A 14,853-nucleotide genomic window follows, 5' to 3' on the forward strand; every position below is an offset into this window, starting at 1 on the left:
GTTCTCAACGTGTCCGGCGCGACCGGGACCGCGCCGGCGGGGTGGACTGGGGTGCGGGCTCCGGCGCGGGCAGGTAGCCGCTGTCCCGGAGCCAGACCAGGTAGGTGTGCAGCAGCTCGGCGTCCAGCGGCGGGCAGCTGATGCCGGTGCCGGCCAGGGCGGCCTCGGCCTGCGCGGTGCCGTAGTCGATGGCCTCCTCGCCGCCGACCACGAACTCCTCGACCACGCCCATCACCGCGTGCAGCTCGTTGGGGCGGTTGCCGTACGAGTCGCGCAGCACCGACCACCAGCGCTCGACCGGGACCACCTCGACCGGCCAGCCGTGCTCGCGGATGATCCGGATCAGGTCTAGGAAGCGCATCTTCACCGGGTTGATCAGGTGGTACGTGTCGCCGAAGGACTGCTTGCCCAGGGCGATCGCGACCATGGCCCGCGCCGTGTAGTCGACCGGCGTCATCTCGATGTCGATGTCGATGTCCGGGGCCAGGCCGAGCTGCACGCAGCCCTTGATGACCCGGGTGGTGAAGTGCGTGGTCAGGCACGCGCCGGTGCGCGAGTCGCCGAGCACCCGGCCCAGCCGGTGCACGTCCACCGGCAGGCCGCGCTCGCGGGCCTGCTCGACCAGCCGCTCGGCCGCCCACTTCGTCTGCACGTAGCCGGTGACCAGGCGGCCGGCCGTGCTGATCGGCTCGTCCTCGGCGATCGCGTGGCGGCCCTCGGCGGGCACGCCCCAGATGCCGTACGTCGACACGTGGTGCACCGGGATCGTCCGGCCCCCGTGCACCGCCAGGCGCAGCAGTTCCTCGGTGCCGGTCAGGTTCGCCGGGCGCAGCTGGTCGTAGGTGTAGCTGAAGTGGACCCAGGCGCCCGCGTGGTAGATCCCGTCGCAGTCCGCGGCGAGCGCCGCGAAGCGCTCCTCGCCCAGCCCCAGCAGCGGCGCGGCCAGGTCACCGGGCACGATCACCACCCGGGCGTCCGCCTCCGGCCGCCACGGCAGGTACTGCTCGACGTTGGCGCGCACCCGGGCCAGGCCCTCGGCGGCGTCGTCGCAGCGCACCAGCGTGTGCACCGTCGCGTCCGTCCGGGCCAGCAGCTCGTCCAGCAGGTACGCCCCGACGAAGCCGGTCGCCCCGGTGAGCAGCACGTGCCGGGGCTGCTCCGTGACGACCACCGGCCCTTGCGGCACGATCGCCGGGTCGAGCCGCACGTCGGCGTCGATCCAGGCCGGATCGGTCTGGTCCGCCCGCTCCGCCGTCTCGGCCGGGCCCTCGCCGCCCCAGTGCGCCCGCGCGAACTCGTCGCGCACCAGCACCGCCCAGTCGGTGACCGTGGGGTGCTCGAACAGCGCGCTGGCCTTGACGCTCACCCGCAGCTCGCGCTTGAGGGCCCGGACGACCTCCATCGCCATCAGCGAGTCCAGCCCGCAGCGCACGATGTCGTCGTCCGGCCCGATCGAGGTGCCGCCGAGCACCCCCGCCAGCACGTCCTCCAGCAGCGGGGTGATGAGGTCACGCGCGGCGTCGGCGGCGTCCGGGGCACCGGCCAGCGCGGCAAGGTCGGCGTACGCGCCGCGCTCGGCGGAGTCCGCCTCGTCGTCGTCGACGTGCACCGTACGCAGCACCGGCCGGTCGGTGCGGGCCTCCATCACCGACTTGTAGACCGACCAGTCCGCGGCGCAGACCACCGCGGTCGGGCGCTCGCTCGCCAGCAGCGGCCCGAGCAGCCGCAGCGACTGCGCCGCGTCCAGCGAGCGCAGCCCGGTGGCGTGCAGGAACGCCATCACCTCGGCGTCGAACAGCGCCGAGGGCAGATCCCACGGTCCCCACGCGACGGTCAGCGCGGGCAGCCCCTGCCCCTTGCGCAGGTGCGCCAGCCCGTCCAGGAACGCGTTGCCCGCCGAGTAGCTGGCCAGGTGCTGCGACCCCCAGGTCGCGGCGACCGACGAGAACGACAGGAACAGCTCCAGCTCGGCCGAGGCCCCGCTGAGCTGGTGCAGCAGTGCGCCGCCGACCACCTTCGGGGCCCAGACCGCGCGATACTCCGCCGGGGTGACGTCGCGGACGAACGCGGGGCCGGAGACGCCCGCGGCGTGCACGATGCCGCGCAGCGGCAGCCGGTCCTCGGCCAGCTCGGTGAACAGCCGGGCCATGCCGGTGTCGTCCACCACGTCGACGGCGGCCGTGGTCACCTGCGCGCCCAGCCGCTCCAGCCGCCGCACCAGGTCCACCCGGGCGCGGTCCGCCGCGGACAGCTCGCCGTCCCAGGTCTCGCGCGGGGGCAGCGGGGAGCGGGCGGACAGCACGATCCGTCCCGCGCCGGCCACCGCCAGCCAGACCGCGATCTCCTGGCCGATGCCGCCGAAGCCGCCGGTGATCAGGTAGCTGCCGTCGGCCCGCACGGGCGGCTCGCGGTCGGCCTCACCGGGGTGCAGCGGGCGCGACATCAGGCGGGCCACCAGCGCGTTCGTGCCGCGTACCGCCTGCTGGTCCTCGGCCGCGGTGCGGCCCAGCGCCTCGATCAGGCGGCCGCACTCGCCGCGCCGGTCGTGCGGGTCCAGGTCGATCGCGCCCGCCCAGCGCTCCGGATGCTCCAGCGCCACCACCCGGCCCAGACCCCACAGGGTCTGGCTCACCGCGTCCACCTCGGACCCCTCGAACCCGGTCGCCGCCGCGCCGCGGGTGACCAGGACCAGCCGGACCCCCGGCAGGCTCTCTCCGAGCACCTGCACCAGCGCGGTGACCAGCAGATCGGAGACGGCCAGGTGCTCGTGCAGGCCGCGGGAGTCGGTGTGGCTGAGCCGCGGCGCGGCGAGCCCGGTGAGCAGCACGATCCGGGACGGCGCGGCGGTGGTGGCGGCCCACGCGGCGAGCAGTTCGCGCAGCGCGTTCAGGTCGGGCTCGCAGTCCGCGCCGACGCCCCGCACCGGGGGCGCGGCGACGACCGCGTGGGCGCCGCGGGCGCGCAGCTCCTCGGCGAGCTGGTCGGCGAAGGCCAGCTCGGTGGCGAGCAACAGGTGCCCGGCGCCGGCCACGGGGGCGGGAGCCGGGGTGCCGGGCGGCAGCGGCTGCCAGACCAGGTCGTAGAGCAGGCTCGCCGGGTCCTGCCAGGCGGTGCGGACCAGCCCGGCGGGCAGCGGGGCGGGCGCCGCGACGGTCGCCGCGCCGCCGATCCAGGCCCCGCCCTCGGCGTACAGGCGCACGCTGCCGGTGACGGCCCCGGCCGCGTCGCGGCTGCCGGTGGCATACACATAGCGCACCCGGGCCGGGTCGGCGCAGACCAGCCCGCCCAGCCGGGTCCCGTCCACGGGGGCGGCACCCTCGGTCCGGCCCGCGGCCCAGTGCACCGCGGCCAGGGTGGCGTCGACGACCCGCGCGGCGGTGATGTCCGCGGCCGGATCGAGCGCGAACAGCACGCCGTCGCCCTCGCGGCGCACGTGCGCGACCACGTCGCAGTCCAGCACCCGGCGCGCGTTGGCCGCCGCCGCCGCATCGAAGTCGTGGGTGACCAGGCGATCCGCCTCGATCGCCATGTGCTGCTCGGCGGTGGGCCGGGTGCGCACCACGGCCTCGGCGAGCAGCCGCCACGGCGCGCCCGCGGACTCGGCCGCCGGGTCGGCCGCGTGTACCGCGAACCGCACCCCGGCCTCGTCCACCCGGGACAGCGTCACCTGCGCGCCCCGGGCCAGCTCGGCCGCGCCGAGCTGCTCGTGCACCACCAGCTCCTCCAGCACGGTGCACCGGCGGCCGTACCCGTCGCGGGCCAGCTCCAGCGCGAGCCCGGCCAGCGCGCCGAGCGGCAGCGCCACGTCCGTGCCGTCGGCCGGGGGGCGCAGCTGGTAGACGGGGTGCGCGCCGGGCACTCGCAGCACGGTGACCGGGTCGGTGAGCACCGTCTCGCCGGCCGGGGCCGCGGCCACGGCCGCCACCGGCGCCGCCTCGCGGAACCAGTACGACTCGCCGTGCCACGGTGTCGTGGGCAGCGCCACCCGCCGCACGTCCCGGCCGGCGTGCACGGCGGCCCAGTCGATCGCGGCGCCGCGCAGGTGCAGCGTGGCCAGGGCGCGGGGCAGCTGCTGGCGGTCGCCGCCGCGGCGCAGCGAGGCGGTGAACACGGCCTGCTCGTCGTCGACGCAGCGCGCGCCGAGCGTGGACAGCACCGGCTGCGGTCCCAGCTCCAGGAACGTGCGGAAGCCGTCGGCGTGCAGCGTGCGTACGCCGTCGAGGAAGCGCACCGCGCCCAGCGCGTGGTCGATCCAGTACTGCGGGCCCGCGTCGGCCGGGGTCCACCAGGTGCCGGTGACGTTGGAGACGATCGGCACCCGGGGCGCGTGGAAGGTCAGCCCGTCCAGCACCCGGCGGAACTCGTCCACCATCGGCCGCATCAGCGGCGAGTGGAAGGCGTGCGAGACGGTGAGCAGGGTGCCCGCGATGCCCTCGGCGGCCATCGCCTGCTGCACGGCGGCCACGTCGTCCGCCGCCCCCGCGACGACCACGTCGTTGGGGCTGTTCACCGCGGCCAGCGACACGGTGTCCGGGTAGGGCGTGATGAACCGGCGCGCGGTCTGCTCGTCGCAGCGCACGGCGAGCATCACGCCGCCCGCGGGCAGCGCCGACATCAGCCGGGCGCGCGCCACCACCAGCCGGGCCGCGTCGGGCAGCGAGAGCACCCCGGCGACGACCGCGGCGGTGATCTCGCCGATGCTGTGCCCGGCCACCGCGGCGGGCTTCACGCCCCACGAGCGCCACAGCGCGGACAGCGCGTACTCGATCGCGAACAGCGCGGGCTGGGTGTAGCGGGTGTCGTCGAGCGGGGTGGGGGTGCCCGCGGCGGGCCAGACCACCTCGCGCAGCGGCCGGTCCAGCCCCTCGTCGAGCAGCGCCGCCACCTCGTCGAACGCGGCCTTGAAGGCGGGCTCGGCGAGCAGGCCCGCGGCCATCCCGGCGTACTGCGAGCCCTGGCCGGTGAACAGCCAGGCCGTCTTGCGGTGCTTGTGCGCGGGCAGGCTCGCCTCGACGACCCGGGTGTCGCGGGCGCCGCGGGCGTACGCGGCCAGCGCGTCGGCGACGCCGTCGACGCTGTCGGCCACCACGGCCACCCCCTCGGGCTGGCGGCTGCGGCCGACCTGGGTGGTGAAGGCGACGTCGCGCAGCGCCAGGCCGGGCTCGCGGCGCAGGTGCCGGGCGAACCGGTCGGCCAGCTCGGTCAGCGACTGCCCGCTGCGCGCGTGCAGGAACACGGTCTCGAACCCGGCCTCGGCACCGGCCCGGTCCGCCACCGGGGCCGGGCCCGAGGTGAGCACGGCGTGCGCGTTGGTGCCGCTGACGCCGAAGCTGCTCACGGCGGACACCCGGTGCTCGCCGCGGGACGGCCAGTCCTGGTGCGACGCGGTCACCTGCACGTTCAGCCGGTCCCAGTCGATGTTCGGGTTGGGCTGGGTGAAGTGCAGGTGGGGCGGGATCTCGCCATGCCGCATGGCCAGCACGATCTTGATCAGCCCGGCGATCCCGGCGGCCGACTCCAGGTGCCCGATGTTGGTCTTGGCCGAGCCGACCAGCAGCGGGTCGCCGCCCGCCCGGTCCGCGGCCAGCACGTCGTGCAGCGCGCGCAGCTCGATCGGGTCACCCAGGGACGTGCCGGTGCCGTGCGCCTCGACGTAGTCCACCCGGTCCGGCGCGATCCGGGCCTGCGCCAGCGCCCGCTCGACCACGTCGCGCTGGGCGGTCGGGTTCGGCACGGTCATGCCGCTGGAGCGGCCGTCGTGGTTGATCGCCGAGCCGTTGACGAAGGCCAGGATCGTGTCGCCGTCGGCCAGCGCCTCGCTCGCCCGCTTCAGCACGATGACTCCGGCGCCCTCGCCGCGGGCGTACCCGTCGGCCGAGGCGTCGAAGGTCTTGCACCGGCCGTCCGGCGCCAGCGCGCCGAACTTGCTCATCAGCACGAAGCCGTACGGCGCGAGCATCAGGTTGACCCCGCCGGCCAGGGCCAGGTCGCACTCGCCGGAGCGCAGCGCCTGGCACGCTTCGTGCACCGCGACCAGCGACGACGAGCAGGCGGTGTCGATCACCTGGCTCGGCCCGCGCAGGCCGAGGGTGTACGAGATCCGCCCGGCCAGGAAGCTGGGCTCGCCGACGAGCTGGTACGCGTCGATGTCGGCCGGGTCGCCCACCTGCTGGCGCAGCCGTACGTAGTCCGTCGTGGACACGCCCAGGTAGACGCCGGTGCGGGTGCCCTCCAGCCGGTCCGGGGCGTACCCGGCCCGCTCCAGCGCCTCCCAGGTCACCTCCAGGGTGAGCCGGTGCTGCGGGTCCATGCCCACCGCCTCGCGCGGCGAGATGCCGAACACGGCCGGCTCGAACCGGTCGATCCGGCCGAGGAAGCCGCCGCGCATGGTGTGCGCCTTGCCGGGCGCGTTCGGGTCCGGGTCGAAGTACGCCGCGGTGTCGGCGCGCTCGGCGGGGAACTCCCCGGTCGCGTCGACGCCGTTGCGCAGCAGTTGCCAGAACTCGTCCGGCTCGGTGACGCCGCCGGGCAGCCGGCAGCCCATGCCGATGACGGCGATGGGCTCGGCGGTCTGCGGCTCGGCGAGCCGGGCCTGCAGCTCCTCGATGGTGCGCAGGGCCTCCACGAGGTGTGGCCGGTAGTCGATGTCGGTCATCTCTGCCCTTTCTCGTCCAGCAGGCGGCGGGCTCCGCTCAGCGCCAGGGCCAGTCGGGTCATCAGGTCGTCGTCCGAGGCCTCGTCGAGGCCGTCCGAGGCGGTGGGGGCGGGGCCGGCGACCGGGAGCGCGGGGCCGGCGGGCGTCGCGGCGGCCGGGGCGGGGCCGGGCCGGGCGGCGGGCGCGCCGCCGATCTGTTCGAGCACGTGCGCGGACAGCGCCCGGCTCGTCGGGTACTCGAAGGTCAGGGTCGGGGTGAGCGAGCAGCCGAACTCCCGCTCGACCGTGCTGCGCAGCGCCATCGACATCACCGAGTCCATGCCGAGCTCGAAGAAGCCGACGTCCGGGGCGACGTCCGTGTCGCCGAGCGCCTCGGCCACCGCCCCGCAGACCGCCGCCAGCACCCGGTCCAGGCGCTGGTCGGCGTCGAGCGCGAGCACCTCGGCGGCACGGGGCGCGGCGGCGATCGCGCCGGTCGCGCCGTCGGCGGCCATCGCCGCGGCCACCGAGCGCCGGGCGGCCGCGCCGTACGCCCGCACGAACGCGGGCTCGGCGATCACCGCCCGGTCCACGTGCGCCACCCCGGACCGCAGCAGCAGGCCGAACGCCTCGTGCAGGTCGGCGGCGTCGGCGGGGGTCACCCCGCTCACCGCCATACCGGCCGCGTCGCGTACCGACAGGTCGCCGGTGTCCGCGCGGGGCATCCAGCGCAGCAGCTGGGCCGGTGTCCCCGCGGCGCGGCGGGCGGCGGCGAGCGCCAGCAAGGCGCCCTCCGCCGCCGCCCGCCCCGCCGCGCCCACCGCGCCGAAGTGCGCCGCCGCCGAGCCGGTGACGACGAACATCGGGGTCGAGGTGCCACGCGTCGCGGCGTCGAGTTCCGCCGCGATGCGGTAGCGGTCCAGGTCGGCGGCGGCCTCCGCCGGATCGAACTCGGCCAGCGCGCGCAGCGGCGCGGGCTGCGCCAGGTGCACCACGCCGGCGACGGGCAGCTCGGCCAGCGCCCCGCCGATGCCGATCGGAGGGACGATCCGCACCTCGACGCCCTCCTCGGTCAGGCGCGTGACCTGGGCCGTGTCGGCCGTCGCGGTCACCGCGGCCAGGCGGCGCATGCCGTGCTCGCGCAGCCAGCCGACGAAGGTCTCGTTGCGCGGGTCCAGGCCGTCGGTGACCACGTACCAGCGTTCGGGGTCGAGCCGGGGCGCCGGCAGCGGGCCGCGCAGCGCGCCGAGATGCTCCAGGCGTGGCGCGTGCCAGCCGCCTGCCGTATGCGCCAGCTCGTCCTCCGGCAGCTCCGGGGCGGTCAGCGCGAGCGCGGCGTCGGCGGCGCCGGTGGCGGGCACGTCGACGAGCAGCCCCCACGCGGTGCCGATCTCGGTCGCCACGACCCGCGCGGTCGCCGCGGCGGCGGCCGGGCCGGGCCGGGGCACGGCGCCCGCGGCGTCGCTCGCGCCGCTGGTCACCACGGACAGCCGGGCGCCGGTGGCGACCGCCTCCCGGCCCGCGGCGACCAGCGCGGCGGTCACGTCGGCCTCGGGCTCCTCGCCGCCGGTCACCAGCACGATCCGGTCGGCCCGGCCCTCGGTGATCTCGGCACCGCGCGTGGCCAGGGCCGCCGCGACCGCGACCGCGAGGTCCTCGGCGATCGGGGAGGCGGGCCGCACCGCCCAGGTGCCGGTCGGCGTACCGGCGGGCACGTCCACCCGCTCCCACCGGGTCCGGTAGCCCGAGGCGGTCCAGCGCGCCGCCTCCTCGGGGCTGACCAGCGTCTGCGCGGTCCGCACGAAGCGCAGTCCGCGTAGCGCGCACACCTGCGTGCCGTCCAGGGCGTACGCCGTCGCGTCGACCGTGCCGTCCGGAGCCACCGCCGCCAGGACCGTCACCCGGTCCGGGGCGGCGGCCCACCAGTCGACACCGTCCAGCGTGGACAGCTCGACCGGGTGCCCGCCGAGCGCCTCGGCAGCCGCCGCCAGCAGCGCGGCGATCGTGTCCGGCGCGAGCAGCAGCCCGCCGGCGGGCTTGACCTCGACCACCGTCCCCGCCGCGGCACCGTCCGGCTCGGCGGCGGCGCCGGTTCCGGCGGCGTGCGCGCCCGAGGCCGAGGGCCCGGCGTGCAGGCGGGCCGTGGGCGGCGAGCCGTCGGCGGGGTGCAGCGTCACGGCCAGCCCGGCGCCGTCGGCGGCGAGCCGCAGCTGCGGGCCGCGGTCGCCGGAGCACAGGCGGCCGGACAGGTCCGCCGCGGCCAGGCCGGTCAGCGTCAGCGGCACACCGCCGAGCGCGTCGCGGGCCGCGGCCAGTGCCGTCTCGGCCAGGTCGAACACCGTGGCGGTGCCGTCGGCGGCGAGCGGGCCGCGCACCCCGTGGTAGCGCACGTCCGGCTGGTCGGCGGGGACGAACGCCGGGGCCAGGTGCGGGTGCGGGCCGCCGTGCCCGGCGACCTTCGGGTCGTCGGCCAGCAGCACCGGCACGTCGATCCAGTGCCGCCGCCGCTGCCAGGGGTAGCGGGGCAGCGAGACGACCCGGCCGCGCGGCGTGACCTGGGCGAGGTGCAGACGCGCGCCGTGCACGAAGAGCTGGGCCACGGCGTCGGCGAACGATCGGGGGACGGGATCGCCGCCGAGCGCCGTGACCAGCTGGGGGGCGTGCCCGGCGAGCTCGCTCGCCGCCGGGCCGCCGGTGACCGCCACCGCGAGCACCGGCCCCGACCTGGTCAGCGCCGACGCGGTGGCACCTGCCCACGCGTCGGAGCCGTACCAGGGGGCCAGCGGGTCGCCGGTGCGCGCGGTCGCCGAGGTCGAGTCGAACAGGACGGTGGCGGTGCCGCGGGCGGTGGGCGTGCCCCGGCCCGCCGCGACCCGTATGCCGTCGGCCAGGTCCAGCGCGCCGCCGCACACCGCGGCCGCCACCTCGCCGAGACCCCGGCCCACGTGCACGTCGGGGCATACGCCCTGGGCCTGCCACAGCCGGGCCAGCGCGACCTGCACGGCCAGCGCGGCGACCCGGTCCCCGGCGACACCGCCGCGCAGCCGGGTCCGCAGGTCCTGGCCGAGCTGGGCGGCGATCTCCGCCGCCCACTCGTCGAGCGCGGCCGCGAACACCGGCTCCCGCTCGGCAAGGGCGAGCCAGTCCAGGTCGGGGAGGGTCGCGCCGTACACGAACGCCGTGCGCGGCTGCGTCCCGGCGGGCACCACGCCCGCGTACGGCGGCGCGGCGAGCGCCTCGGCCAGCTCGGCAGCGGTGCGCCCGACGACGGCCCGGCGGTGCTCGTGATGCGCCCGCCGGAAGGCGGTGTACGCGAGGTCGCGCAGCCCGCTCCCGTCCAGCCCGGACACGTGCCCCCGCAGCCGGTCGAGCGCGTCGGCGGCCACCGCCTCGCCCGCGCCGGACACCGGCAGCACGTAGTAGCGGCCCGCGTCCGCCGGGGCGGCGGGCGCTTCGGCCGGGGCCTCGCCGAGCACGACGTGGGCGTTGGTGCCGGTGAAGCCGAACGCGCTCACCCCGGCCAGCCGGGGCCGCTCGCCCGCGGGCCACGCCGTGCCCGCCGCGCTGACCCGCAGCGGCAGCCGGTCCCACGCCACCTGTCCGGTCGGGTCGGTGAAGTGCAGGTGGGGCGGGATCTGCGCGTGCCGCAGCGCGAGCACCGTCTTGATCAGACCGGCGATGCCGGCGGCCGCCTCCAGGTGGCCGATGTTCGTCTTCGCCGAGCCGACCAGCAGCGGCCGGGCCGGATCACGCCCGGTGCCGTACGCCGCGGCCAGCGCGCGCAGCTCGATGCCGTCGCCCAGCCGGGTGCCGGTGCCGTGCGCCTCGACGTAGCCGACCGCGCCGGGCTCGACCCCGCCGCGCTCCAGCGCGGTCCGGATGACCTCGGTCTGCGCCTCGGCGCTGGGCACGGTCAGCCCGCCGCTGGCGCCGTTGTGGTTCACCGCGCTGCCGCGGATCACCGCGTACACCCGGTCCCCGTCGGCCAGCGCCCGGCTCAGCCGCTTCAGCACCACCGCGCCCGCGCCCTCGCCCCGGCCGTAGCCGTCGGCGGCCGCGTCGAACGTCTTGCACCGCCCGTCGGCCGACAGCGCCCCACCGGCCGACATCGCCAGGTAGACGGTCGGGGTGGCCATGGCGTTGGCGCCGCCCGCGACCGCCAGCTCGCACTCGCCCGAGCGGATGCTCTGGCAGGCCAGGTGGACGGCGGTGAGCGAGGCCGAGCAGGCGGTGTCCACGGTCAGGCTGGGCCCGCGCAGGCCGAGGAAGTACGACAGCCGCCCCGACGTGCCGGAGAACGAGTTGCCGGTGCCGTAGTAGAGGTCGACGTTGCCCGTGTGCCGGGTGACCAGCTGCTGGTAGTCGGTGGTGTTGAGCCCGGCGAACACCCCGGCCCGCCCGGCGGCGCCGCCGCGCGGGTCGACCGCCGCGTCGTCGAGCGCCTCCCAGGCCACCTCCAGGAAGATCCGCTGCTGCGGGTCCATGCTGCGGGCCTCCCGGGCGGACACCCGGAAGAACTGGTGGTCGAAGGTGTCGATGCGGTCCAGGAACGACCCGCGCGACGTGGCGACGGTGCCCGGCGCCTGGTCGGTGGAGAGCAGCTCGGCCGCGGGCCAGCGGTCGGCGGGCACCTCGCGGGTGGCGTCCACGCCGTCGCGCAGCACCCGCCAGTAGCCGTCCGGCCCCTCGTCGCCGCCGGGGAAGCGGGCGCCGATGCCGATGATCGCGATGGCGTCGTCGTCCGGATCCGGGGCCGGTGCGGCGGGTGGGGCGGCCGCGGCGACCCCCACCGCCGCGGCCGCCTGCGGCTCTGCCGGGCCCACAGCCTGCGGGAAGGGCACCGCGGCCGCCGTCTCCGGGACCTGCTCGGCAGGAGCCGCCGCCGGCGGCACCGCCACCGCCGGGGTAAGGGTGAGTACGAGATCCGTCAGCTGGTCGAGGCTCGGGTGGTCGAGCAGCTCGCCGGGGCCGAGGTCGACGCCGTAGCGCCCGCTGACCTCGCGGGCGAACCGGCCCAGCGTGAAGGAGTCCATACCCAGGTCGAAGAAGCCCTGCGCGCGCGGCAGCCGCCGCTGCGGGTCGTGCCCGAGCAGGACGGCCGCCATCCGGGTCAGCTCGACGGCGACGTCCTCGCGCGACAGCGCGGGCAGCCCGTCCGGTATGCCGACGTCCACCGCCGCAGCGGCGGGCGCCGCTCCGGAGACCGGGGTGCGGGGCGAGGGGATCCGAGCATCAGGCAGCGTCGCCGAAACGGCCGCCGGCGCGGACTCTCCCGGCACGACTGCGCTCGGCTGCCCGGCGATGCCCGGCTGCCCCGTGGGGGCCGGTCCGTGCCCGGTCGCGCTCGGCTGCGCCAGGGTCACGGACTGGCTGGTCGCCGTCGCCGAGGTCGTGTCCTGCGGGCCCGCGACCTGAGCGCCCTGGGCTCCTGCGGGCACTCCGGCGAGCCAGAACCGTCGGCCCGCCAGCTCGGTCGGCGGCAGCGGGGTGAACGTGCGTGGGGGGGTGAACACCCGGTCCCACTCCACCGGCGCGCCGGTGACGTACAGCGCGGCGAGGGTGTCGGCGATCGCGGCCACGGCGTCGGGCGCGTGGTTGAGTGCCGCGTAGGCCCGGCTGGTCCGCTTGCGGTGCCGGCCCGCCTCGACCAGCTGCGCCGCGAGCACCGGACCGGGGCCCAGTTCGAGGAAGTGCACGGCGCGCTTGCCCAGGAACTCGTCGACGGCGGGCCACAGCCAGTCCGGGCCGAGCACCTGCGCGATCCGGTCCGCGTCGTTGACGTGGTCGGCGGGCAGTCCCAGCATCGGGACGGCGGGCGCGCGCACGGTGAGCCCGGCGGCCAGCTCGCCCGCCTCGGCCGAGCCGGGGCTCAGGTCGAACGCGCTGAGCGGCCGCGCCGGACCACTGGTGATCCCGGCGGCGCGCAGCGCCGCGGCCGCCTGGCGGACGGCGCGGGCCGATCCGGCGAGCACGACGGCGGCGGGGCCGGTCACGTCGAGCACACGCACCCCGGCGATGTCGCTGACGGCCGCGGTGACGTCGTCCACCGAGCCGTCGGCGGTGATCAGCCGGTCGGCGGCGGCGGCGGGCCGCGCGGCGGCGCGCAGGGCGAGCCGCATCGCGTCGGCGGCGTCCAGCACACCCGAGGCGGCGGCGGCCGCGATCCGGCCCGGCCCGTGGCCGAGCACCGCGACCGGCGGCAGCCCCCATGACGTCCACAGCCGGGAAAGCGCGAGCTGCACGGCGACCAGCACCGGCAGGTTGATCTCGGGCTGCCGGGACCAGGCGGCGTTGCTGCGGCCCAGCTCGGTCAGCAGCGACCAGCCCGCCTCGGCCGCGATCACGGCGGCGCACTCGTCGAGCGCGTCGCGGAACGCCGGCTGCGTGCGGTAGAGCCCGAGGCCCATCCGCGGGTGCGCGGCCGCGCCGGAGAAGACGTGCACGAACGGCAGCGGCCGGGCGTCGGTGGTGTCGCCCGCGCGGATCGCGGGGTGCTCGGCGCCGAGGGCGTACGCGTCCAGCGCGGCCCGTGCCTCGGCGGCGCACGCGGCGCGCACCGCGATCCGCCCGGCGAAGTGGGTACGCCGCACCGCGGCGGTGGCGAACAGGTCACCGGCGTCCGGCGCGTCCGGGGCGGCCAGCGCCGCGGCCAGCTCGGCCACGTGCCGGCCGAGCCGGACCTGGTCCGGGGCGGACAGCAGCAGCAGCGGCATCGCCGCGGCCGGGCGGCCCTTGCGCGCCACGGGACGGCGCGGGACCCCGGCCCCGAGCGCGGGCGGCGAGGCGAGGATGAGGTGCGCGTTGCTGCCGGACAGGCCGAACGCGCTGACCCCGGCGTAGAGCGGGCCGTCGGCGGCGGCCAGCGGCGTGGCCTCGGTGGCCACGGTGAGGCCGGAGGCGCGCAGGTCGTCGATCGGCCGGTCGAGCTTGATCTGCGGCGGCACCTCCCGGTGCCGGACGATCAGCATGGCCTTGAGCAGGCCGAGGATGCCCGCGGCGGAGTCGAGGTGGCCGAAGTTGGCCTTGATCGACCCGATCGGCAGCGGCGCGTCCGGCTCGCGGCCCGCGCCCAGCACGGCGGCCAGCGCGGCGACCTCGATCGGGTCGCCGAGCGGGGTGCCGGTGGCGTGCGCCTCCACGTAGGACAGGTCGCGCGGCTCCAGCTTCGCGGCGCGCAGCGCCTGGGCGAGCACCGCCTGCTGCGCCTCCGGGTTGGGGGCGGTGAGCCCGGCGCTGCGGCCGTCGTGGTTGGTGGCGCTGCCCGCGATGACGCCCAGGATGCGGTCGCCGTCGGCGATGGCGTCCTGGGTGCGCTTGAGCACGACCATGGCGGCGCCCTCGCCGCGCACGACGCCGTCGGCGGTTACGTCGAAGGGGCGGCAGGTGCCGCTGGGCGACAGCGCGCGCACCTTGCTCATGAACACGCTCAGCTCGGGCGCGAGCAGCAGGTTGACCCCGCCGGCCAGGGCGGTGTCGCACTCGCCGGCCCGCAGCGCCTGGCAGGCCAGGTGCACCGCGATGAGCGAGGAGGAGCAGGCCGCGTTGACCATCATGCTCGGCCCGTGCAGGCCGAACACGTAGCCGATGCGCCCGGCCGCGAAGCTGAACTCCTTGCCGCTGGCGTAGTACGGGTTGATGCTGCCGATGCCCGCGGTCTTGCTGTGCAGCAGCGTGTAGTCCATGGCCAGGATGCCGGCGTAGACGCCGGTCCGGCTGCCGGACCACTTCTCGCGCGGGCGGCCGGAGTCCTCCATCGCGGCCCACGCCGTCTCCAGCAGCAGCCGCTGCTGCGGGTCGATCTCGCCGGCCTCCAGCGGGGAGATGCCGAAGAAGTCGGCGTCGAACGTCTCCACATCGGAGAGGAACGACCCGCGCGGGCAGTAGCTCGTGCCCGGTGCGTCCGGGTCGGGGCTGTGGAACTCGGCGCCCCAGCGCTCGGGCGGCACCGCCCCGGTGGTGTCCACCCCCTGGCTGAGCACCTCCCAGAGCCCGTCGAGGTCGGTGACTCCGCCGGGCAGGCGGCAACCGACGCCCACCACGGCGATGTCGCCGACCGGTCCGGCATCGCGCTGTGGAGTCTCCATACGATCCGCGCCTCCTGCCGCTCATCCCGCTGTGACCTGCACATCCGTGGCGGCTGCGCGGCCTGCGATCTAAGTCATCAAAAGATGAGTTCTCCTTTTGATGAAGTCTACGTATGATGACATCCATGTCAATGG

2 protein-coding genes are annotated in these 14,853 nt (G+C 76.8%); both read right to left on the reverse strand.

The window, feature by feature from the left end; genetic code table 11:
- Positions 1 to 4: 4 nt before the first annotated feature.
- Positions 5 to 6,655, reverse strand: a complete 6,651-nt coding sequence (locus tag Cba03nite_RS25020; RefSeq protein ID WP_203750850.1) for a type I polyketide synthase — start codon at positions 6,653 to 6,655, stop codon at positions 5 to 7.
- Positions 6,652 to 14,718, reverse strand: coding sequence for a type I polyketide synthase (locus tag Cba03nite_RS25025; protein WP_203750852.1), 8,067 nt, complete (start codon positions 14,716 to 14,718; stop codon positions 6,652 to 6,654). The genes Cba03nite_RS25020 and Cba03nite_RS25025 overlap by 4 nt, the downstream gene beginning before the upstream one ends.
- Between the last annotated feature and the right edge of the window lie 135 nt (positions 14,719 to 14,853).

The sequence above is a fragment of the Catellatospora bangladeshensis genome, assembly GCF_016862575.1.
Classification (GTDB): Bacteria; Actinomycetota; Actinomycetes; order Mycobacteriales; family Micromonosporaceae; genus Catellatospora; species Catellatospora bangladeshensis.